A 21,264-nucleotide genomic window follows, 5' to 3' on the forward strand; every position below is an offset into this window, starting at 1 on the left:
AAAGGCGGCCCCCGGAAGGACCGCCTTTCATTGATTTCTTAGTTGCCAAGGATGGCTGGAAGGCGCAGGCCCTGCTGCTTCGCCCAGTCGAGTGCGATATCGTAGCCCGCATCGGCATGGCGCATGACGCCGGTGGCCGGGTCGTTCCACAACACGCGACCGATGCGCTGATCGGCATCTTCGGTGCCGTCACAGCAGATGACCATGCCGGAATGCTGGCTGAAGCCCATGCCGACGCCGCCGCCGTGATGGAGCGACACCCACGTTGCGCCCGAAGCGGTGTTGAGAAGAGCATTGAGCAGCGGCCAGTCGGAGACTGCGTCCGAGCCATCCTTCATGGCTTCCGTTTCGCGGTTTGGCGAAGCCACCGAGCCGCTATCGAGGTGATCGCGACCGATAACGATTGGTGCCTTTAGCTCGCCATTGCGGACCATTTCGTTGAAGGCGAGGCCGAGACGATGGCGGTCGCCGAGACCGACCCAGCAGATGCGTGCTGGCAGGCCCTGAAACTCGATACGTTCCTTTGCCATGTCGAGCCAGTTGTGCAGGTGCTTGTTGTCTGGCAGCAGCTCCTTCACCTTGGCATCGGTCTTGGCGATATCTTCCGGATCGCCGGAAAGGGCAGCCCAGCGGAACGGGCCGACGCCGCGGCAGAACAGCGGGCGGATATAGGCAGGGACGAAGCCCGGGAAATCGAAGGCGTTTTCCAGACCTTCTTCAAGTGCCATCTGGCGGATGTTGTTTCCGTAATCGACGGTTGGAATGCCAGCATTCCAGAAGTCGAGCATGGCCTGAACCTGCACCTTCATCGAAGCGCGGGCGGCTTTCGCAACGCCCTTCGGATCGCTTTCCTGCTTGGCGCGCCATTCGGCGACGGTCCAGCCGATTGGCAGATAGCCATGCACCGGATCATGCGCCGAGGTCTGGTCAGTGACGATGTCGGGGCGCACGCCGCGCTTGACGAGTTCCGGATAGATTTCAGCCGCATTGCCGATGAGCGCGATGGATTTGGCTTCGCCTGCCTTGGTCCATTCATCGATCTTGGCCAGCGCTTCGTCGAGGCTATGGGTCTTTTCATCGACGTAACGGGTGCGCAGGCGGAAATCGGCGCGGGTTTCGTCGCATTCGACCGCAAGGCAGCAAGCGCCTGCCATGACGGCTGCCAGAGGCTGTGCGCCGCCCATGCCGCCCAAGCCGCCGGTCAGAATCCATTTGCCCTTGAGGTTGCCATCATAATGCTGGCGACCGGCTTCCACGAAGGTTTCGTAGGTGCCCTGAACGATGCCCTGCGCGCCGATGTAGATCCACGAACCGGCGGTCATCTGGCCATACATGGCAAGACCCTTCTTATCCAGTTCGTTGAAGTGATCCCAGGTCGCCCAATGCGGCACGAGGTTGGAATTGGCGATGAGAACGCGCGGTGCATCCTTGTGGGTGCGGAACACGCCCACCGGCTTGCCCGACTGCACCAGCAAGGTTTCGTCTTCATTGAGCGTCTTGAGGGTCGCGACAATCTTGTCGAAATCATCCCATGTCCGGGCCGCCCGGCCAATGCCGCCATAGACGACCAGCTCGTGCGGGCGTTCGGCGACATCGGGGTCAAGGTTGTTCATCAGCATGCGAAGCGGCGCTTCGGTCAGCCAGCTCTTGGCGTTGAGTTCGTCTCCGCGAGGGCTACGTACTTCGCGCTCGTTATGGCGTGGATTGGACATGGTGTTCTCCTCAGGATTTCAGTTCTGCGGCTATTGTTTCCAGCCGCTGCAAAAGGGTTTTGAGATGCACGCGAAGCTCGTCCGCCTTGGCCTCGTCATAGGCGAAGGGAACCGCTTCGGTCGCAAGATGCGTGGATTGGGCAAGCTCCATCTGGATGGCGTGAACGCCAGTTTCCGGCTTGCCGTAATGGCGCGTCGTCCAGCCGCCCTTGAAGCGGCCATTGAGAATCGACGTGTAGCCTTCGGCCCGTCTCGTAACCTCAACGGCGGCAGCTTCGATCTTCGGATCGCAGGTCTTGCCCATGTCCGTGCCGATGTTGAAATCCGGCAATTTGCCTTCGAACAGGAACGGAATATGCGAGCGGATCGAATGGCAGTCATAAAGGATGGCGACGCCATGGATCGCCTTCACACGCTCGATCTCGGCTAAAAGCGCGTCGTGATAGGGCCTATGGAAGCGCGTGATGCGGTCGGCAATATCGGCTTCCTTTGGTGCTTCGCCGTCTTTCCAGATGGCAATGCCGTCAAAGTCGGTTTCCGGGATCAGCGTCGTGGTGTTCTGTCCCGGATAGAGGCTGACACCCGCCGGGTCGCGATTGGCATCGATGCAATAGCGATGGAAGGTGGCGCGCACTGTGGTCGCGCCCTCGATAAGGCCATCATAGAGCTGGTGAATATGCCAGTCGGTATCGGCAAGGATGCGGCCATTGTCGTTGAGCCGTGACCAGACGTCGTCGGGAACATCCGTGCCCGTATGGGGAAGGCCCAGAATGACGGGCGACGTGCCCTGCCTGACTTCAAAGGCGCTCATGATCACGCCTCCAGAGAGGGCAGGATGCCGCTCGAAACCGCCCCGGCAAGTGCACCGTCAACCACCAGCTCAGCGGCATTCTTGAGATCGTCGGCCATATAGCGGTCGTCCTCCAGCGTAGGCACCTTGCCGCGCAACACGGCGATGACCTTGGCCAGTTCCGGGCTGGTGGTCAGCGGCTCGCGCAGCTCGACGCCGAGCGCGCCGGTCAGCGCCTCGATGCCGATGATGGCGTTGAGGTTGGCGGTCATCTGAAGAAGACGGCGTGCGCCATGGCAAGCCATGGACACATGGTCTTCCTGATTGGCCGAGGTCGGGGTGGAATCGACGGAAGCCGGATGCGCCATCTGCTTGTTTTCACTCATGAGTGCCGCAGAAGTGACTTCTGCGATCATCAGGCCGGAATTGAGGCCCGGCTTGCGGGCGAGGAAGGCCGGAAGACCGAAGGAGAGGGCGGGGTCAACCAGAAGCGCGATGCGGCGCTGCGAGATCGCGCCGATTTCGCAGACGGCCAGCGCAATCTGGTCGGCGGCGAAGGCAACAGGTTCGGCATGGAAATTGCCGCCCGACACGGCGCGACCGTCCGAGAGAATGAGCGGATTGTCGGTGACTGCATTGGCTTCGATTTCCAGCGTGCGGGCTGCCTGACGCAGAATGTCGAGGCAGGCGCCGTCGACTTGCGGCTGGCAGCGAATGCAATAGGGGTCCTGCACGCGCTGGTCGCCCTCAAGGTGGCTCTGGCGGATGACGGAACCTTCGAGCAGGGCGCGCAGTGCCCGGCCAGCGTCGATCTGGCCCTTATGGCCGCGTAGCGTGTGGATTTCCTCGTGGAAAGGTGCGTCCGACCCCATGGCGGCATCGGTGGACAATGCGCCGGTGATCAGCGCTGTCTGTGCGGCGCGATGCGCACGGAAAAGACCGGCCAGTGCCAGAGCAGTCGAGGTCTGCGTGCCGTTGATGAGCGCCAGCCCTTCCTTGGCAGCAAGCACGACCGGCTTCAGTCCGGCCTTTTCCAGTGCCTTCGCGCTGGGTAGACGCTCGCCCTTATAGAAGGCTTCACCTTCACCGATCATGGCCGCAGTCATGTGCGCCAGCGGTGCAAGGTCGCCAGACGCGCCAACGGAACCCTTTTCCGGGATCATCGGGATCACGCCTTTTTTCAGCATGTCTTCGATGAGGGTGATGACTTCAAGCCGCACGCCGGAAGCGCCGCGACCGAGCGAAATCAGCTTCAGCGCCATGATGAGGCGCACGATATTTTCCGAAAGCGGTTCGCCGACGCCGCAGCAATGCGACAGGATCAGATTGCGCTGGAGCGTGGCGACATCGCCCGCCGCAATACGGATCGAGGCAAGCTTTCCGAAGCCGGTATTGATGCCGTAAACGGGTTCGTCCCCTGCTGCGATTTCCGCAATGCGAGCCGCAGCCTTTTCGACGCCTGCGTGAAAAGCAGGGTCGATGCGGACGGGGAGACCCTCGCGATAGATTGTTTCAAGTGTTTCAAGCGGCACGCTGCCGGGCTTCAATACGAGGGTCATGGAAAACTCCCAAAGAGCGCATCTCGAAAAACGTGAAGCGGTTTTCGGATAAGATGCGCGTTGAAACAAAAACTCAGATCTGGCCTTTGAACACACGCTTCCAGAGCGGGTTGAAGCCGATGCGGTAAACAAGCTCTGCCGGGCGCTCGACGTCCCAGATCGCGAGGTCGGCATCCTTGCCAATTTCCAGCGTGCCGGTCTGATCAAGAAGCCCGAGTGCGCGCGCTGCTTCGCGGGTCACGCCTGCAATGCATTCATCGACCGTCATGCGGAAGAGCGTTGCGCCCATATTCATGGTGAGCAGAAGCGAGGTCAGCGGCGAGGTGCCGGGATTGTTGTCGGTGGCGAGCGCCATCTTGGTACCCGCAGCACGGAAAAGCTCGACCGGCGGCTTTTGTGTTTCGCGAATGAAGTAGTAGGCGCCGGGCAGCAGCACGGCTACCGTTCCGGCCTTGGCCATAGCGGTAGCGCCGTCCGCATCCGTATATTCCAGATGATCCGCTGAAAGCGCATCATAGGAAGCGGCAAGAGCCGCGCCATGCAGATTGGACAACTGGTCGGCATGAAGCTTGACCGGAATATTATGCGCCTTGGCCGCATCGAAGACGCGGGCGATTTCGTCGGGCAAGAAGGCGATGCCTTCGCAAAAACCGTCAACCGCATCGGCCAGATTTTCAGCGGCGATAGCCGGAAGCATATCGTTGATGACGCGGTCGATATAGGCGGCCTTGTCGCCATTCATTTCCGGTGGCAGGGCATGCGCGCCGAGGAAGGTGGTGCGGACCGTCACGTCACGTTCTTCGCCAAGACGGCGGGCGGCTTTCAGTGACTTGATTTCGCTGTCGCGGTCGAGACCGTAACCCGACTTGACTTCAACGGTGGTGACGCCTTCGGCAATCAGCGCATCGAGACGGGGCAGGGTTTCGCGCACCAGATCGTCTTCGCTGGCAGCGCGCAGGTTCTTGACTGAGGAAACAATGCCGCCGCCTGCACGTGCCACTTCTTCGTAAGTGGCACCATTCAGGCGCAATTCAAACTCATGCGCGCGGTTGCCGGCATGGACAAGATGCGTGTGGCAGTCGACCAGGCCGGGCGTGATCAAGCGGTTCTCGCAGTCGATTTTCTCGAAAGATGCATATTCAGCAGGCAGTGCATTTTCCGGACCGACATAAGCGATCTTGCCGTCTTTGACGGCGAGCACTGCATTGTCGATGAGCCCCAGACCCTCGGCGTTTTCACCCAAGGTGGCGATACGGGCGTTGCTGAAAATGTAGCTTGTTTTATCTGGCATGAGCGTTTTCTCGCTTCCCCTGTTTTTCAATAATGTATATACATATTAACGGAGCCGCCAAGAGAAAAAATGCATCCATTTGCGATCTGTTGAAAGATCGGCGTGTGAATTTGGCGAAATGAGGAGCTTGTTCGAATGTCTGCCGCAGCCACAAAAACGCAATTTATCCATGCCGGTCAGGCGCTTCTGCAAACAGGTTGGGCGGATGATGTGCGTCTTGGCATTGTCGACGGAAAAATCGCATCTGTGGAAACCGGCGTCAGTGCGCAGTCGGGCGACGAACACCATGCAGTGATCGTTTCAGGCATGCCAAATCTGCACAGCCATGCGTTCCAATATGGCATGGCAGGACTGGCTGAGCGGCGTGGACCTTCTGCTGACAGCTTCTGGAGCTGGCGCGAGATCATGTACAAGTTTGCGCTCACCATGTCGCCGGAACAGGCGGAAGCTGTAGCGCTGCGGCTTTATGTCGACATGCTGGAGGCAGGATTTACCCGCGTCGGCGAGTTTCATTATCTGCATCATGATCGCGACGGCACACCTTACGGCAATATTTCCGAGATGGCGGATCGCATTGTTTCCGCAGCTGGGGCAGCGGGTATCGGCCTGACATTGCTGCCAGTGCTTTATGCGCATTCGACCTTTGGCGGTGCTGCTCCGAATGAAGGCCAGCGTCGGTTTATCAATGATGAAGCAAGCTTTTCCCGTTTGATTGAAGGCTGCCAGAAAGCGCTTGTCGGTTTCGATGGTGCCGTGCTTGGCGTAGCCCCGCACAGTCTGCGTGCTGTCACCCCCGATGAGCTGACATTTGCGGCAAAGCTTTTGCCGGATGCGCCTGTGCATATTCACATTGCCGAACAGGTCAAGGAAGTGGACGACTGCATTGCATGGTCGGGCCAGCGACCTGTTGAATGGCTGCTTGACCATCAGGAATTGTCGTCGCGCTGGTGCCTCATCCACGCGACCCACATGACCGACGCGGAAACCATGCGCATGGCTGAGGCTGGTGCGATTGCTGGTCTTTGTCCTGTGACGGAGGCCAATCTTGGTGACGGCACTTTCAATGCCACGGTCTTCCACGAAGCAGGCGGCAAGTTCGGCGTCGGCTCGGATTCCAATGTGCTGATCGGCATTAGCGATGAGTTACGCCAGTACGAATATTCGCAGCGTCTCCTGCACCGCGCGCGCAATGTTCTGGCCGAGAACGCAGGCTCGACAGGCCGCGCATTGTTCGATGGCGCGGTGACGGGCGGCAATATCGCCATGGGACGTGCAAGCGATGGCTTGGAAGCGGGGGCTTCGGCCGATTTCGTCGCACTTGATGCGGCGCGTCTGCCACATGCAAAAGGCGACGCAGTGCTCGATGGCTGGATTTTTGGCGGTCGCGCACGACCGTCCGATGTATGGGTGCGCGGCGTTAAACAGGTGGAAGGCGGGCGTCACCGCTTGCGCGATGAGGCCGAGCGTGCTTTCCAGAAAGTGATCGGCGAATTACTCGCCTGACAGGAGATGGCATGGCTGGCGAAGACTTGATCGTAAAGGACGCACCGGTGCTTTCGCTGCATCAGCGTATTCTGGACGATATAGAATCGCGCATCCTGTCGGGAGAATGGCTGCCCGGTCATCGCATCCCGTTTGAACACGAGCTGACGGAACAATATGGCTGTTCACGCATGACTGTGAACAAGGCGCTGACGCAGCTGGCGAAAGCCGGTCTGATTGAGCGCAAGCGGAGATCCGGCAGTTTTGTTTCCTTTCCGCAATCGCAGGCTGCAATCCTCGAAATCCACGATATTCGCGATGAAGTGGCAGCGCTCGGCGCCGCTTATAGGTTCGAGCTGACGAGCCGGCGCGAGCGATTGAGCGGACCAGCCGATGCAAGGCATATCGACATGCCGCGCCATACGCCGCTGGTTGAACTCGTCTGCCGTCACTATGCGGGCAAGCGTGTCTTCGCTCTGGAAGAGCGCATCATCAGTCTGGATGCGGTTCCGACCGCTGCGCAGACTGACTTTGCTGAAAATTCGCCGGGACCATGGCTGGTTTCGTGCGTGCCGTGGAGTAGCGCAAAACACTCGATACGTGCGATTGCCGCCACGCAGGAAAATGCTGGCATGCTCGGTATTCCGCTGGGGGCGCCCTGTCTGGTGATCGAGCGCCAGACGTGGAACGCTGACCAGCCGGTAACACATGTACGCTTTACCTATCCCGGCGACAGCCATGCGCTGGTGGCGAATTTCACGCCATCGCAGGGAGGATAAACGGCTGGTCGTGCACATTACGGCCCGGCAAACGCATCGGCGCGCTTTTCCTCATGGTTTGACTGTTAGCATTCCGATCATATCGGGGTGAAAACGGCAGTAAAACTTGACCGCTTCTGGCGATTTCAGAACCTGTCTCGTAACCTTCCGGGGTGGCAGGAGAATATCCCATCCTCCCTTTACGGTTGCGGTGTGCTGCATCGGGTCCTTATTGTTCCATTCGATCACATCGCCCACGTTCGCTTCAATGTTCTGCGGTGAAAAAGCAAGTTTTTCGACCGTAATTTCAATTGTTTTCGCCTTTGCCGGGACACTGATAATCAGCAACCCGGCAAGTATGGTGACAGCTTGAACATATCTCATCGGACCGGTCCTATTTCAAAGACATGGCGATGTGTTCGGCATGTTGCTCATGGCTCTGGAACAATTTGAGACCGGTTTCGAGCAGGCTCTTCAGTTCAGTGTTGCTGGCGGACGGGATAAGTGCGGTTTTCAGCGCCTTGTTCACTTCCTTATGATAGGCAACCTCGTTGTCGACATAGGATTTGTCGAAAGCTGCGCCATCGAGTTTGCTCAACCTGGTCAGTTCTTCTGCTGCCGCTTTGGACAAGGCTTTGCTTGTGTCGTTATCCTCCGGTGTGACGTTCAGTTTCTTGACCAGAGCGAGCGCCCGCTGATTGACCGCTTCATGATCACGCAGCATGGTCTGTGCGAACTCAAGCACCGTTTTGTTTTTGGATTTTTCGAGAGCCTGTTTGGCAGCCGCGACATCGATGGCGCCTGCCGTGTAGGCAATATGGGCTATCGCCGGATCGTGTAATTTTCCGTCATGGGCAATTGCCAGAGACAGACTGCCGCAAATGCAAATTGCAGCAACGGATACAACTGAACGAATAGACATGGAACTCTCCCTTGTCCGGCGCCTTTTTACGGGCTCCAAATAGTTGTTTCGTCGCATTATCCTACGCAAAACCGCTTCGCACTTTTGCTGGAAATGCTCTAGTGACAGCTATTGGATGCGGGAGAGTTCAAAAGGTTCCTGACATTAAGTCAGTTCGTCCAGCCGCGCCAAAACGGCAGTTATAATCCGCTCGCAGCGTTTGCCTGCGAAGGGAAAGGCATCCAGCAATACAGGGCCGATTTTCTCGTCCAGCTGTTTTCGTAACAAATATCGGGCGCGGTGAAGACGTGTCTTTACGGTTTGCGGGCGCAGATTCAACAATTCGGCTGTTTCATCCACGCTCAAACCTTCAATGACCCGTGCGACGAATACGAGGCGAAAAATTTCCGGCAGATTATCCGTTGCCTGTTCGACCAGCTGCAATATCTGGCGCTGCGCAAAACTGCGTTCGGGGTCATTCACGCTCATGTCGGATGGAAACGGGATGATATTGTTTGTGTCGGGTGTGGTCTCAAGAAGCTTCTCGACCTTCCGGGTTTTGCGCAGACGACCGAGGGCTTCGTGAATTGCAATACGGGATAGCCACGTGGTCAGGCTGGATTGGCCGCGAAAGCGATCAAGACTCCTGAAAGCCAGAAAATAGGTCTCCTGAACCACATCTTCCGCTTCGCTGTCGTTGCGCACGATGCCGCGGGCCAGACGATAGAGCCGCTGATTGTTGGTCTGCATGATTTTGCGCAGCGCTTCCAGATCGTGCATTTTTGCGCACTGGGCGAGGACAAGATCATCCTGAAATGTTGGAGAGGTGGCGGGTAACGCTGTTTTTGCACGCATGGGTCAAACTCCTGTGGAGTTTCATTGGATGTATGCGAGGCCAAAAGGTTCCCGAAACAAGACAATATACGTTCTGAATAGTATCGCGGTTTGATATTTCCCGATAGCGGCGAATGAATTGCTGTTATCAGAAAAAAAGCCGCCGCAGGGGAACAGCGGCGGCGAGCGCATCGGTCTAAAAATCGATGCGTAGTTTAAAAATAGAGCGCATCTTGTCCGAAAACCGTTTCACACTTTTCGGGATGCGCTCTAAAAGGCAGCATGACTTGGGTGAAGGTCAGGCTGCGCGTTTGATGGCGTCACCGATGACGGACACGATCGTGTCGATCTGTTCCTTTTCCACGATCAGTGGTGGCGAAAGCGCGATCACATCGCCGGTTACGCGGATGAGCAGGCCCTTCTTGAAGCAATCCACGAAAACATCGTAGGCGCGGGCGCCCGGTGCATCCTTGCGCGACGAGAGTTCGATGGCACCAACCAGACCGAGGTTGCGAATGTCGATGACGTTCGAAACGTCCTTGAGTGAATGGAGTGCCTCCTGCCAATGATTGGCAAGTTCCGCACCGCGCGTCAGCAAGCCTTCCTCGGCATAGACTTCCAGCGTTGCAAGGCCGGCAGCAGCGGCAACCGGATGGCCGGAATAGGTGTAGCCATGGAACAGCTCGATGGCGTTTTCCGGCCCGGTCATCAGGCCATCATAGACCTTGCGGGCGGCGAAGACTGCGCCCATCGGGATGGCGCCATTGGTCAGGCCCTTGGCGGTTGTCACGAGGTCGGGCACGACGCCGAAATAATCAACCGCAAACGGCGTGCCGAGGCGGCCGAAACCGGTGATGACTTCGTCGAAGATCAGGAGGATGCCATGCTTGTCTGCCGTAGCGCGGAGGCGTTCCAGATAGCCCTTCGGTGGCAGGATGACGCCAGCCGAACCGGACATCGGTTCAACGATAACCGCAGCGATCTTTTCAGCGCCATGCAGCTGGACGAGGCGTTCCAGATCGTCGGCAAGTTCGATGCCGTTTGCAGGCAGGCCCTTGGAGAAGGCGTTCTTCTCGATATCGAGCGTATGGCGCAGATGGTCGGCAGGAATCTGTGGGAAGACGCGGCGGTTATTGACAAGGCCGCCGACGGAAATGCCGCCGAAACCAACGCCGTGATAGCCCTTTTCGCGACCCAGAACCATGGTGCGGGTGCCCTGGCCGATGGCGCGCTGATAGGCGATGGCGATCTTCAGTGCGGTATCGACCGATTCCGAACCGGAATTGGTGAAGAATACGCGGTCGAGTTTTGCATCCGGTCCGCCCGGTGCGATAGCTGCGAGCTTTTCAGCAAAGTCGAAAGCCACATTATGGCCCATCTGAAAGGTCGGTGCGAAATCCATGGTCGAAATCTGGCGCTCGACAGCTTCGGTGATGCGCTTGCGGCCATGACCGGCATTGCAGCACCAGAGACCAGCCGTGCCATCCAGAACCTGATTGCCATCGGTGTCGGTGTAATACATGCCCGAAGCACTTGCGAGCAGGCGAGGCGCTGCCTTGAACTGCCGGTTCGCGGTGAACGGCATCCAGAAGTTCTCAAGGCTTGGCGTGTTGGTTTTGGTGAGCATAATTACCTCCTATTTGTAAGCAGCAGGCCACGCTTTGCGAGGTGCAACAAGTCCTTTTCTTCAAGATATTAAGTTATTGTTTTTATGTGGGATAATTATCAAGTTTGTGCTATATCGAACATCATAAACATGGGGAAGAGTTCGATGAGCATCGATATCGGCGGGAGGCTTCGTTATGTGCGCATGCGGCAGAATCTGTCGCAGCGTGAGTTGGCCAAAAGGGCAGGTGTGACCAACTCCACCATCTCCCTTATCGAGGCCAATCAGTCCAATCCGTCCGTCGGTGCATTGAAGCGCATTCTCGACGGTATTCCTATCGGCATGGCCGAGTTTTTCGCGCTCGAACCGGATGCTCCGCACAAGGTATTCTATCAGGCCGAGGAACTGGTGGAAATCGGCAAGGGCCCAATTTCCTATCGGCAGGTGGGAGACCATCTGTTTTCACGCTCTTTACAGATGCTGAAGGAGCGTTATGAGCCGGGTTCCGATACGGGAAAAGTGCTTTTGATGCACGAGGGCGAGGAAGGCGGCATCGTCATTTCGGGTCGCATCGAAGTGACGGTCGGCAGTGAACGCCGCATTCTGGGGCCGGGTGACGCCTATTACTTTTCCAGCAAGCTGCCGCACCGGTTCCGTTGCGTCGGACCGGTGCCATGCGAAATCGTCAGCGCCTGCACGCCGCCGAGTTTTTGAATCGCCTTGAGGAAGGCGATTCAACTTCGTGCAAATAGTCTATTCGTAGCGGGAAATACCGAGATCGTCGGCCCGGATATCCGGCTTGTTGCCGGAAATAAGGTCGGCGAGCAATTTGCCGGAACCGCACGACATCGTCCAGCCGAGCGTTCCGTGACCGGCATTTATGAACACGTTGTCGTAGCGCGTTGCACCGATGATCGGCGTGGAATCCGGTGTCATCGGGCGCAGGCCGGACCAGAAGGTTGCCGCTTTCAGATCGCCGCCGGGGAACAGGTCCGTTACCGACAAATCGAGCGTTGCGCGCCGCGCGGCAGGTAGGTCCGTGGTGAAGCCCGAGACTTCCGCCATACCGCCAACGCGGATGCGGTCGCCAAGACGGGTGATCGCAATCTTGTAGCTCTCATCGAGAACGGTCGAAACCGGAGCGCGATCCTCGTCGACAATCGGTGCTGTGATGGAATAACCCTTCACCGGATAGATCGGGGCGTTAAGGCCAAGCGATTTGACGAGCGCAGGCGTATAGCTGCCAAGAGCGACGACATAACGGTCGGCGGTCAGGACACCCTCGGAGGTCTCGACGCCGGAAACCTTGCCGCCGGACATCAGTAACGACTTGATGTTGACGCCGAAGCGGAATTTTACACCGAGTCCTTCGGCAATCTTTGCCAGCGCATTGGTGAACTTGAAGCAGTCGCCGGTTTCGTCATGCGGAAGACGCAAGCCACCGACGAACTTGTCCTTCACGCGGGCAAGTGCCGGTTCTACCTTGGCGCAACCCTCGCGGTCGAGGACTTCGAACGGCACGCCATCCTGACGCAGTACCTCAATATCCTTGCCGATACCGTCGAGCTGGTACTGCTCGCGGAAAAGCTGGAGCGTGCCCTGCATGCGCTGGTCGTATTCGATGCCGGTTTCCTTGCGCAGATCGACAAGGCAATCGCGCGCATATTCGGCGACGCGCACCATGCGGGTCTTGTTGACCTTGTAACGGCTGTCGGTGCAGTTCGCGAGCATCTGCAGGAGCCAGCTATACTGAACCGGATCGCAAGTCGGACGCAAAACAAGTGGCGCGTGCTTCTGGAACAGCCATTTCGCGGCCTTGAACGGAATGCCGGGCGCGGCCCAGGGCGACGCGTAACCCGGCGAAACCTGACCGGCATTGGCAAAGCTCGTTTCCAGTGCGGGGCCTTCTTCGCGGTCGACAACGGTTACCTCGTGACCGAGCTTGGCGAGGTAATAAGCGGTCGTAACGCCAATGACGCCGCTGCCGAGAATGGTGATCTGCATGTTCGCCTCTTGTCTTATACTTTTATGTCGCTCGCGCCGCTCTCCACGTAGACACGTGCATAACGGTTGCCGAGCGCAGTCAGAATTTCATAGGGAATAGTGTCGCAATCGCGCGCCACGTCTTCGAGGCGCTGGTGCGGGCCGATCAGCTCCACAAGACTGCCGAGTTTCAGCGTGCCTTCCGGCAACGCGCTGACGTCGAGCGTGATCGAGTCCATCGACACACGGCCGATGATCGGCAGTCGCGTATCGCCAAAGAAGGCCGCCCCCTTGTTGCTGAGAGAACGGAACCAGCCATCGGCATATCCCACAGCAATCGTTGCAACCCGCATCGGCCCTTCGGCGATATAGGCGCCGCCATAGCCAACCGCCGCCCCCTTGTCGATGTCGCGCACCTGAATGACGCGTGCCGAAAGGGTGAGGACAGGAATGATCTCGCTTTTCGGTCCAACGCCATAAAGCGCGACACCGGGGCGAGCGAGGTCGAAATGATAGGTCTTGTCGAGGAAGCTGCCGCCGGAATTGGCGAAAGCAACCGGCAGTTTTGGCAGGCGCGCAAGCAAGGCGGTCATATTGGCAAGCTGACGGGCATTTGCCGCATTTTCCGGTTCGTCACCGCTGGCCAGGTGGCTGATGACAAACTTGATGTCAATGGCATCCAGAAGCGTGGCGTTCTCAAGAAAGCGTTCAAATTCCTTCGGCGACAGGCCGAGACGCGACATGCCGGTATCGAGCTGCAGCAGGGCGGGCAGCTTCTTGCCCTGTCTGGTGGCGAGTGCCGCCCAGTTTTCAATCTGTTCCAGCGAGTTGAGAACTGGCAGAATGCCTTCGCGGGCGCAGGCTTCTTCCGTCCCCGGTTGAAGACCGTTCAAAACGTAGAGCGTCGCATCGGGCTGGATAAACGGCTTCAGCGCAATGGCTTCGCCGAGATGGGCGACGAAGAAGTCACGGCAACCGGCATCGTAAAAAGCTGGCGCAACACGACTGGCGCCGAGCCCGTAGGCATCTGCCTTCACAACGGCAGCAGCGCGGGTGGGTGCGATATGACGGGCAATGGCCGAATAATTGTGACGCAGCGCCGACAAGTCGATGGTCAATACGCCACCGGCGGCAAGATCGCGCTCATCCTGTGAAAATTGCATCGACATCTCAACCATTTGCACGGTTCTTTCCAAACTGCTCACTACGTTACGAGAACGCCTGGAAGGTCATTGTCGATATGGATCGTCTGCCACCCAAAGCATATAAGCCTCGGTTGAGAAACCTTGTGACTCCTCACTCCCAGAGCTTGCTCGCATATTAGTCGAAGACTATTCGAATGTTTTTGCTATTTATCGCATATTATGCGAATTTTCGCACATCTTGCGCATATTTTAGCTCCAGAGTTGAAGATTATTCATGCCAACGCTCGACGGTATCGACCGCAATATCATCCGCTGCCTGCGCCGTGACGGGCGCATGACCAACAGCCATCTCGCCAGCGAAGTAGGACTTTCGCAGTCCGCCTGTCTGCGGCGGGTGCAAATATTGGAAGAAAGCGGCGTTATCCGTGGCTATACGGCCATCGTCGGTTCATCCGACGGCGATGAGCGGCTCGTCGCTATCGTACGCATTACGCTTGACCGCCAGACCGAGGAGTTTCTGAATCGTTTCGAGGAAGCGGTGCGGCGGCACCCCGAAGTTCAGGAATGTTATCTCATGACAGGCGACGCGGATTACATTTTGCGCGTCGAAGCCGAAAACGCTGCGGCTTATGAGATCATTCACAAGGAAATCCTGTCGCGATTGCCCGGTGTCGCGCGCATCCATTCCAGTTTCGCAATCCGCACGGTGCTTCTGTCAAAGGCACCGACTTCACGCGGCTGAAATGAAAAAAGCCCGGCACTGACCGGGCTTTCTATCCGAAAGGTCACTCTCTTTAACGGAATTCGTAGCGAAGACCGGCGCGGATCGTGTGCATGTTGAAGCCATTGTCTTTGGCCTGCGTTCCCGTGGCGCCCGGTCCTTCGGCATTGCCGTAAGGGTTGGTGCTGCGATCGGCTGCGTCAAAACCGTAGGCTTTGCCACCATTGATACGCATATAGCGGTAACCGACATCAAGCTTGAGCTGCTCGGTCAGATCGTAGCTGACACCGGCCATGAGAGCCATTGCGAAGCGCCAGCTGTCGAGGCCGTCCTTTTCGCTGGAATAGGTGCAGCCTGCGCAGACTTCGTGGGTTTTCCAGTCGTCATATTGCACATAGGCGGCGCCAAGACCTGCGCCGAGATAAGGCGTCACAGGTCCCACACGCGGCAGGTCGACATAGGCGTTGGCCATGGCCGTCCAGATATTGGCTGTCGAGGAATCCTCGTAGTTGCAGTTGTCCTCGACCGGATTGAAGCCCTTGGCAGATTTCACATAGCTTGGGCAGGCGGTGCGGCCGTTTATGCCTGCACGGAAGAAGTCGAGCGTTGCGTCGGCGCGGAACATGTCGGTGAAGCGGTAACCGACACCCACGCCGTAAGTTGCGCCTGCCTTGAGGTCGAAATCATCGTAGCGCAGCGTGTCGTCAATGCCGCGATAGGGCGGATCGAACTGGTTCCAGAAGCTCCAGTCGCCATCTGTGCTGGATTTGAAATTGTAACCGAGATCGCCACGAATATACCAGCCGGACGAATTAACCGGTTCCGGCATGGGTTCAATAACAGGGTCTGCAATTATGTCGGCGGCAAACGCCGCTCCTGATCCCGCCATCAGACTGATAGCCACGATGGCAATGGCGGAAGTGCACTTCATCGGTTCCCACTCCAAATCCGAACAGAAAAACGGCTCACAAGCCGTACTGCCGGATATGGTAAAGAGATATGTTTAACACTTGGTTATTTTTAAGTAACCTTGCGGTGCATCAGTCGCTGGTACTCGCGTGTGACGCGATATTATGTAAGCAATTTCTAAAGTATAGGAGCCGACGCGAGGCCGGCTCCTGTCGTTATCAGAAGTTTATCGAATGGATGATCGACTTGTCGATATCGTTGATATCCCGCTTGCCGCAGAGCGCCATCGTGATATCCAGTTCCTTGCGGATGATGTCGAGCGCCAGCGTTACGCCGTCCTGGCCCATGGCGCCGAGGCCATAGAGGAACGGGCGACCGATATACACGCCCTGAGCGCCAAGTGCGCGGGCCTTGAGCACATCCTGGCCGGAGCGGATGCCGCCATCGACATGCACTTCGATCTTGTCGCCAACGGCATCAACGATCGGCTGCAGCATGGATATCGAGGACGGTGCGCCATCCAGCTGACGTCCGCCATGGTTCGACACGATGATCGCATCGGCACCTGATTTGGCTGCCATCTTGGCATCTTCCACATCGAGAATGCCTTTAAGGATCAGCTTGCCGCCCCATTGTTCCTTGATCCAGGCAACGTCGTTCCAGTTGAGCTGCGGATCGAACTGTTCAGCCGTCCACGAGGAGAGCGAAGAAAGGTCGGTAACATTCTTGGCGTGACCGGCAATGTTGCGGAACGTGCGGCGCTGCGTGCCCATCATGCCCAGGCACCAGCCGGGGCGGGTCGCCATCTGCCAGATATGCTTCGGGGTGAATTTCGGCGGAGCGGAAAGGCCGTTGCGGATATCCTTGTGCCGCTGGCCGAGAATCTGGAGATCGAGGGTAAGCACAAGAGCCGAACAGCCTGCCGCCTTAGCGCGACCGATCAGGTTCTTCACGAAATCGCGGTCCTTCATCACGTATAGCTGGAACCAGAACGGCTTCTTTGTCACCGAAGCGACGTCTTCGATGGAACAGATGCTCATGGTCGAAAGGGTGAAGGGAACGCCAAAGGCTTCGGCAGCCTGTGCTGCCAGCATTTCACCGTCCGCGTGCTGCATGCCCGTCAGGCCGGTCGGCGCAAGAGCCACCGGCATGGACACTTTCTCGCCGATCATCGTCGTTTCCAGCGAACGGTTCGTCATGTCGACGAGAATGCGCTGGCGCAGCTTGATCTTCTTGAAGTCGTCTTCATTTGAGCGATAGGTCGACTCGGTCCATGCGCCAGAATCCGCGTAATCAAAGAACATCTTGGGGACGCGGCGCTGGGCAAGCCGCTTCAGATCGGCGATTTCAACGATGTTGGGCATCTATCCCACCCCTTGTGGTAATTTTTCTTGACCAATCGCATGACGGATCGCGCGGCCGAAATCAAGTACGAACAAGTATCGAATAACAATTGCCTCGCGGTTAATTGAAGGACCGTGTAATTCCACTTATGATATTGGCACCCGCCCAAGGCATCTTTGCCACTCGAAGAAGGCGGTCCCGCAACTGGGTTAGAGGGTAACGGATGAGCAAGGCCACCAAAACCGGTTTCATCGGCAAGCGATCCGCTGCAGCGGGTGGATGGGGTGCATTGAAAAGCTGCGGCAAGCAATTGCTTGCAAGTGGCGCTCCTCTTTCCGGCGCGCGCACGCTTCTCAAGGCGAACCAGCCGGACGGTTTCGATTGCCCCGGTTGTGCCTGGGGTGATCCGGAACATGGCTCATCTTTTGAATTTTGCGAAAACGGTGTGAAGGCTGTCGCCTGGGAGGCGACCGACCGGCGCACGACACCTGCCTTTTTTCGGGAGCATACGGTTTCGCAGCTGCGCAACTGGACGGATTTCGATCTGGAGAATACCGGGCGCCTGACCCATCCGATGCGGTACAATGCTTCGACCGATCAGTATGAAGCCATCGAATGGGATGAGGCGTTCAGGACTATCGGGGACATTCTCAAGAGTTTCGACAGCCCAAACCGGGTTGAGTTCTATACGTCGGGCCGTGCCTCGAACGAGGCTGCGTTTCTGTATCAGTTGTTCGTACGCGCTTATGGGACCAATAATTTCCCCGACTGCTCAAACATGTGCCACGAGGCTAGCGGCGTTGCACTGAAACAGTCGGTTGGCGTCGGCAAGGGGACCGTCCTGCTGGAAGATTTCGAAATGGCCGATGCCATTTTCGTGGTCGGTCAGAATCCGGGCACCAACCATCCCCGCATGCTGGGTGATCTGCGTCGTGCTGCCGAGCGCGGTGCGCGCATTGTCGTTTTCAATCCGATCCGCGAACGCGGGCTGGAGCGTTTTGCCGATCCGCAGAACAAGCTTGAAATGCTGCATGGCGGCAGCGAAGCCATAGCGAGCGACTATTTCCAGCCGCGTCTTGGCGGTGATCTTGCCGCTTTCCGCGGTATGGCCAAGGCGGTTTTCGCAGCGGATGATGCCGCACTCGCCGCAGGCAAGCCATCAATCCTCGACCGGGAATTTCTCAGCACACATACAGCGGAACTGGAAGCCTATCGCGCTGCGGTGGACAGCACGTCGTGGGAAGAAATCGAGGATCAATCGGGACTTCTCCGGCAATCGCTCGAGCGTGCGGCAAAGATCTATATGGAATCGGAACGGGTCATCTGCACCTGGGCGATGGGCATCACCCAGCATCGTCATTCGGTGATCACGATCCGCGAAATCACCAATTTCATGCTGCTGCGCGGCAATATTGGCAGGCCCGGTGCCGGCCTCTGTCCGGTGCGCGGTCATTCCAACGTGCAGGGTGATCGCACCGTCGGCATCAACGAACGGCCTCCAGTCGCATTTCTTGATGCGCTGGAAAAGGAATTTGGCTTCAATGTTCCGCGTGAGCCGGGACACAACGTTCTGGGTGCCATAGGTGCCATGCTCGACGGGTCGGCTCAGGCATTTATCGGTCTCGGCGGCAATTTCGCCCGGGCCACTCCGGATAGTCCGCTGATTTCTAAAGCGCTTTCCGGCCAGCGCCTGACGGTTCATGTCGCAACCAAGCTCAACCATTCGCATCTGGTGCCGGGGCAGGAATCTTTCATCCTGCCTTGCCTTGGCCGCACCGAGATCGACCTCAATTCCAGAGGTGTGGCCCAGATCGTGACAGTCGAAGATTCCATGAGCATGGTGCACGGTTCGGGCGGCATCAATGCGCCTGCTTCATCACATCTTCGTTCGGAAGTGGCGATCATTGCGGGTATGGCGCAGGCGACGCTTGGGGCAAATCCGGTCAACTGGCTGGAGCTTGCCGACGACTATGATCTTATCCGCAACCATATCGCCCGTGTGTTGCCGGACTTCTACGATTTCAATGCTCGTGTACGGGTTCCGCGTGGCTTCCATTTGCGCAATTCTGCCCGTGAGCTGGAATGGAATACGACAAAGGGCAAGGCGACATTCTGGACCGGCGCCCTTCCGGAAGCTGTCGAGCATCAGCAGGCACGCGGCACGCCGGGGCGTTATGTGCTGCAGACCTTCCGCAGCCACGACCAGTACAACACCACCATTTATGGCATGGATGACCGCTATCGCGGTGTCTATGGCGAACGACAGGTCGTCTTCATGAATGAAGCTGACATGGCGGATATCGGTGTCGAGGCCGGTGACCGGGCTGATATTGTTGGCGAATTCGATGATGGTGTGGAGCGTATCGCGCGCGATTTCCGCTTCGTGCCCTATGACATCCCGCGCGGTTGTATTGCGGGCTACTATCCGGAAATGAACGTGCTGGTGCCGCTCGCCAGTTCTGGTGATGAAAGCTACACGCCCACATCGAAATCGGTGATCGTTTCGTTCCGCCCCCTTAAATCGGCAGCTGCATGATGGATGAGGGCGAAGTGGAATATATGGCGTTCGTCGATGCTTTGATGACGGCGTCCAGCAATTTGACCGGGCTTGGTGCCGGGATCATCGCCGCGCTGGCGCTGGATATCGCGTCGGATAGCCGAACTTTTGCGCGTTCGCTGGGGATCGCTCATGCGCTTGTGCTCCGGGAAATTTCAGTGCTCGGGCAGGACCACGGTTATGTGCGGATCAAACAGCGCGATCCGCGCACGCAACGCACACGTTACGAATTGAACGTTGCCGGTAAAAGGCTTGTCGAGGAGGCAACGAGTTAGCCGCCGCCGATATTCTTGAAATTCAACACAACTATATATTTCTATTTATAAATTCTCTGATCGAAGGCAATGCCTGCCGATTGCTCCTGAGTAAGTGTTTTCGAAAAGACTTTAATAGCGATAACTATGATTCATCATCTTTTACAACGCCGCTTTTCTCTGCAAAGCTTTAGTTGCATTCTCAACAGAACCAAACCAGTGAGAATCGTGTAAATGGCAGCAAAACCATTCATTTACAGCGTGCAGAATGGGTGGAGGCGCGTTATGGGCCAGCTTGCTCCCCATTTCAAAGCACCCCGTATACTGCTCTTTTGTCTGGGGCTGCTTGCGCCGGGCACAATGTTGCAGGCGCAAGCCGACTCGCTCGACATCGTGCCGGTGGCAGCGGTAAAGGCAGTCGCCAGCGATTATCAACCGAAACTGACCTTATCCGGCGCCATTGCGGCACGGTCGCTTGTCAATGTCTCGTTTCGTCTGAACGGTCAGGTTGTGCAGCGTCTGGTCGAGATCGGCCAGCACGTGGAAAAGGGGCAGCCTCTCGCCAGCATCGATAATGTTGAGCAACAGGCCAATCTGCGCGTTGCACAGGCGTCGAAAGATGCTGCGCAGGCGCAGCTGGTGCAGGCCCAGGCCAATTTTGCGCGACAGAAGGCATTGCTGGCACAAGGGTTCACCACTCGCAGCACCTACGATCAGGCAAACCAGAACCTGCAAACGACGCAAAGCGCTCTTGCCAGCGCTGAAAGCCAGCTCAACGATGCACGCGATCAGCTCTCCTACACTGAATTGCAGGCACCCGTTTCAGGCGTGATTACGGCGCGCAATGTCGAGGCCGGTCAGGTCGTGCAGGCCGCACAGACAGCGTTCTCGATTGCCGAGGATGGCCCACGTGACGCGGTCTTCGATGTGCAGGAAACACTGGTCAATCATGCCAAAATTGGAATGGACGTAACGATTGCGCTGCTGTCCGATGCGTCGATAAGTGCCGAAGGCAAGGTTCGTGAGATTTCTCCGGTGGTCGATGCGCAGACTGGAACCGTACGGTTAAAGGTCGGCATAGCGCAAACCCCGCCTCAGATGGCGCTCGGGGCCACAGTGACCGGCACGGTTCATATGGACACGGTGAAGGTAGTCGTTTTGCCATGGAGCGCAATGACTTCGGATGCCGGGCGTACAGCCGTCTGGAGGCTCTCGAAGGATTCCAAGGTGGCAACGCTGGTTCCGATCAAGGTGCTCTCATACGAAAAGGGGCGACTACTCGTGGAAGGCGGACTGCAGGAAGGCGAGCTGATCGTCACGAAGGGCGCACAAATGCTGCGTTCTGGCGAGCCGACCGAAGTCGTGCAGGAACAGGAAGGACAAGTTGCGCAATGAAGGCGACAATCCAGTTTCCTAGA

General features: G+C 57.5%; 19 protein-coding genes. 7 read left to right on the top strand and 12 right to left on the bottom strand.

The window, feature by feature from the left end; genetic code table 11:
• Positions 1-38 precede the first annotated feature (38 nt).
• The 4 genes from hutU to hutI all read right to left on the bottom strand — a co-directional run bounded on the left by hutU (position 39) and on the right by hutI (position 5,352).
• Entirely contained in the window at positions 39-1,712 is a 1,674-nt protein-coding gene (gene hutU / locus OANT_RS07400) for a urocanate hydratase (RefSeq protein ID WP_012091498.1), read from the bottom strand.
• Positions 1,713-1,722: 10 nt separating this feature from the next.
• Positions 1,723-2,523 (bottom strand): N-formylglutamate deformylase, encoded by an 801-nt coding sequence (gene hutG, locus OANT_RS07405; RefSeq protein WP_012091499.1) that lies wholly within the window; start codon positions 2,521-2,523, stop codon positions 1,723-1,725.
• Between the two features lie 2 nt (positions 2,524-2,525).
• Positions 2,526-4,061, bottom strand: coding sequence for a histidine ammonia-lyase (hutH, locus tag OANT_RS07410; protein WP_012091500.1), 1,536 nt, complete (start codon positions 4,059-4,061; stop codon positions 2,526-2,528).
• 73 nt (positions 4,062-4,134) lie between these two features.
• Complete coding sequence (gene hutI, locus OANT_RS07415) at positions 4,135-5,352, bottom strand: imidazolonepropionase (RefSeq protein WP_012091501.1); 1,218 nt, start codon at positions 5,350-5,352, stop codon at positions 4,135-4,137.
• Between the two features lie 135 nt (positions 5,353-5,487).
• On the opposite strand from hutI, the gene OANT_RS07420 reads away from it, so the two are divergent.
• Both OANT_RS07420 and hutC read left to right on the top strand, forming a co-directional pair.
• Positions 5,488-6,855 carry a formimidoylglutamate deiminase gene (locus OANT_RS07420; RefSeq protein ID WP_012091502.1) on the top strand — a complete coding sequence of 456 codons (1,368 nt, stop codon included), beginning with the start codon at positions 5,488-5,490 and terminating at the stop codon, positions 6,853-6,855.
• Between the two features lie 11 nt (positions 6,856-6,866).
• Positions 6,867-7,613 carry a histidine utilization transcriptional repressor HutC gene (hutC, locus tag OANT_RS07425; protein ID WP_010659507.1) on the top strand — a complete coding sequence of 249 codons (747 nt, stop codon included), beginning with the start codon at positions 6,867-6,869 and terminating at the stop codon, positions 7,611-7,613.
• A gap of 51 nt (positions 7,614-7,664) precedes the next feature.
• Here the strand turns inward: hutC and OANT_RS07430 are convergent, their stop codons facing one another.
• From OANT_RS07430 to aptA, 4 genes are all read right to left on the bottom strand, one after another.
• Positions 7,665-7,976: a cupredoxin domain-containing protein gene (locus tag OANT_RS07430; protein WP_012091503.1), complete on the bottom strand. Its 312-nt coding sequence runs from the start codon at positions 7,974-7,976 to the stop codon at positions 7,665-7,667.
• A 10-nt stretch (positions 7,977-7,986) separates the two neighbouring features.
• Positions 7,987-8,514 (bottom strand): DUF4142 domain-containing protein, encoded by a 528-nt coding sequence (locus OANT_RS07435; protein WP_012091504.1) that lies wholly within the window; start codon positions 8,512-8,514, stop codon positions 7,987-7,989.
• A gap of 144 nt (positions 8,515-8,658) precedes the next feature.
• Positions 8,659-9,348 carry an RNA polymerase sigma factor gene (locus OANT_RS07440; RefSeq protein ID WP_012091505.1) on the bottom strand — a complete coding sequence of 230 codons (690 nt, stop codon included), beginning with the start codon at positions 9,346-9,348 and terminating at the stop codon, positions 8,659-8,661.
• 277 nt (positions 9,349-9,625) lie between these two features.
• A complete protein-coding gene (gene aptA / locus OANT_RS07445; protein WP_012091506.1) occupies positions 9,626-10,954 on the bottom strand; it encodes an omega-aminotransferase AptA in 1,329 nt (442 codons plus the stop codon).
• A gap of 144 nt (positions 10,955-11,098) precedes the next feature.
• Between aptA and OANT_RS07450 the strand changes: the two genes are divergently transcribed.
• The gene (locus OANT_RS07450) at positions 11,099-11,647 is read left to right on the top strand and encodes a cupin domain-containing protein (RefSeq protein WP_010659512.1); all 549 of its coding nucleotides are present in this window, start codon (positions 11,099-11,101) and stop codon (positions 11,645-11,647) included.
• Between the two features lie 39 nt (positions 11,648-11,686).
• On the opposite strand, the gene OANT_RS07455 is transcribed toward OANT_RS07450, so the two are convergent.
• Together OANT_RS07455 and alr are read right to left on the bottom strand one after the other, a co-directional pair.
• Positions 11,687-12,937: a D-amino acid dehydrogenase gene (locus OANT_RS07455; RefSeq protein WP_010659513.1), complete on the bottom strand. Its 1,251-nt coding sequence runs from the start codon at positions 12,935-12,937 to the stop codon at positions 11,687-11,689.
• A gap of 14 nt (positions 12,938-12,951) precedes the next feature.
• Positions 12,952-14,094 (bottom strand): alanine racemase, encoded by a 1,143-nt coding sequence (gene alr, locus OANT_RS07460; protein WP_012091507.1) that lies wholly within the window; start codon positions 14,092-14,094, stop codon positions 12,952-12,954.
• 241 nt (positions 14,095-14,335) lie between these two features.
• On the opposite strand from alr, the gene OANT_RS07465 reads away from it, so the two are divergent.
• Positions 14,336-14,803: an Lrp/AsnC family transcriptional regulator gene (locus OANT_RS07465; RefSeq protein ID WP_012091508.1), complete on the top strand. Its 468-nt coding sequence runs from the start codon at positions 14,336-14,338 to the stop codon at positions 14,801-14,803.
• Between the two features lie 52 nt (positions 14,804-14,855).
• Here the strand turns inward: OANT_RS07465 and OANT_RS07470 are convergent, their stop codons facing one another.
• Complete coding sequence (locus tag OANT_RS07470) at positions 14,856-15,713, bottom strand: outer membrane protein (protein ID WP_010659516.1); 858 nt, start codon at positions 15,711-15,713, stop codon at positions 14,856-14,858.
• 196 nt (positions 15,714-15,909) lie between these two features.
• Positions 15,910-17,055 carry an alpha-hydroxy acid oxidase gene (locus tag OANT_RS07475; RefSeq protein ID WP_012091509.1) on the bottom strand — a complete coding sequence of 382 codons (1,146 nt, stop codon included), beginning with the start codon at positions 17,053-17,055 and terminating at the stop codon, positions 15,910-15,912.
• A gap of 203 nt (positions 17,056-17,258) precedes the next feature.
• Here OANT_RS07475 and OANT_RS07480 point away from each other — a divergent pair, with 203 nt between their 5' ends.
• The 3 genes from OANT_RS07480 (at position 17,259) to OANT_RS07490 (ending at position 21,241) form a co-directional block, all read left to right on the top strand.
• On the top strand, positions 17,259-19,571 hold the full coding sequence (locus tag OANT_RS07480; protein WP_012091510.1) for an FdhF/YdeP family oxidoreductase: 2,313 nt from the start codon (positions 17,259-17,261) through the stop codon (positions 19,569-19,571).
• Entirely contained in the window at positions 19,568-19,867 is a 300-nt protein-coding gene (locus tag OANT_RS07485; protein WP_012091511.1) for a hypothetical protein, read from the top strand. The genes OANT_RS07480 and OANT_RS07485 overlap by 4 nt, the downstream gene beginning before the upstream one ends.
• Positions 19,868-20,206: 339 nt before the next feature.
• Entirely contained in the window at positions 20,207-21,241 is a 1,035-nt protein-coding gene (locus tag OANT_RS07490) for an efflux RND transporter periplasmic adaptor subunit (RefSeq protein ID WP_373366454.1), read from the top strand.
• The last annotated feature ends 23 nt before the right edge of the window (positions 21,242-21,264 follow it).

The sequence above is a fragment of the Brucella anthropi ATCC 49188 genome, assembly GCF_000017405.1.
Taxonomy (GTDB): domain Bacteria; phylum Pseudomonadota; class Alphaproteobacteria; order Rhizobiales; family Rhizobiaceae; genus Brucella; species Brucella anthropi.

What these genes read in the sequence shown, in the direction of transcription:
- OANT_RS07465 (WP_012091508.1), top strand. Translation starts at nt 14,336, where the DNA reads ATGCCAACGCTCGACGGTATCGACCGCAATATCATCCGCTGCCTGCGC.
- OANT_RS07490 (WP_373366454.1), top strand. Translation starts at nt 20,207, where the DNA reads ATGTTGCAGGCGCAAGCCGACTCGCTCGACATCGTGCCGGTGGCAGCG.
- OANT_RS07475 (WP_012091509.1), bottom strand. Translation starts at nt 17,055, where the DNA reads ATGCCCAACATCGTTGAAATCGCCGATCTGAAGCGGCTTGCCCAGCGC.
- OANT_RS07480 (WP_012091510.1), top strand. Translation starts at nt 17,259, where the DNA reads ATGAGCAAGGCCACCAAAACCGGTTTCATCGGCAAGCGATCCGCTGCA.
- OANT_RS07435 (WP_012091504.1), bottom strand. Translation starts at nt 8,514, where the DNA reads ATGTCTATTCGTTCAGTTGTATCCGTTGCTGCAATTTGCATTTGCGGC.
- OANT_RS07450 (WP_010659512.1), top strand. Translation starts at nt 11,099, where the DNA reads ATGAGCATCGATATCGGCGGGAGGCTTCGTTATGTGCGCATGCGGCAG.
- OANT_RS07440 (WP_012091505.1), bottom strand. Translation starts at nt 9,348, where the DNA reads ATGCGTGCAAAAACAGCGTTACCCGCCACCTCTCCAACATTTCAGGAT.
- alr (WP_012091507.1), bottom strand. Translation starts at nt 14,094, where the DNA reads ATGGTTGAGATGTCGATGCAATTTTCACAGGATGAGCGCGATCTTGCC.
- OANT_RS07430 (WP_012091503.1), bottom strand. Translation starts at nt 7,976, where the DNA reads ATGAGATATGTTCAAGCTGTCACCATACTTGCCGGGTTGCTGATTATC.
- OANT_RS07420 (WP_012091502.1), top strand. Translation starts at nt 5,488, where the DNA reads ATGTCTGCCGCAGCCACAAAAACGCAATTTATCCATGCCGGTCAGGCG.
- hutH (WP_012091500.1), bottom strand. Translation starts at nt 4,061, where the DNA reads ATGACCCTCGTATTGAAGCCCGGCAGCGTGCCGCTTGAAACACTTGAA.
- hutC (WP_010659507.1), top strand. Translation starts at nt 6,867, where the DNA reads ATGGCTGGCGAAGACTTGATCGTAAAGGACGCACCGGTGCTTTCGCTG.
- hutU (WP_012091498.1), bottom strand. Translation starts at nt 1,712, where the DNA reads ATGTCCAATCCACGCCATAACGAGCGCGAAGTACGTAGCCCTCGCGGA.
- OANT_RS07455 (WP_010659513.1), bottom strand. Translation starts at nt 12,937, where the DNA reads ATGCAGATCACCATTCTCGGCAGCGGCGTCATTGGCGTTACGACCGCT.
- aptA (WP_012091506.1), bottom strand. Translation starts at nt 10,954, where the DNA reads ATGCTCACCAAAACCAACACGCCAAGCCTTGAGAACTTCTGGATGCCG.
- OANT_RS07485 (WP_012091511.1), top strand. Translation starts at nt 19,568, where the DNA reads ATGATGGATGAGGGCGAAGTGGAATATATGGCGTTCGTCGATGCTTTG.
- OANT_RS07470 (WP_010659516.1), bottom strand. Translation starts at nt 15,713, where the DNA reads ATGAAGTGCACTTCCGCCATTGCCATCGTGGCTATCAGTCTGATGGCG.
- hutG (WP_012091499.1), bottom strand. Translation starts at nt 2,523, where the DNA reads ATGAGCGCCTTTGAAGTCAGGCAGGGCACGTCGCCCGTCATTCTGGGC.
- hutI (WP_012091501.1), bottom strand. Translation starts at nt 5,352, where the DNA reads ATGCCAGATAAAACAAGCTACATTTTCAGCAACGCCCGTATCGCCACC.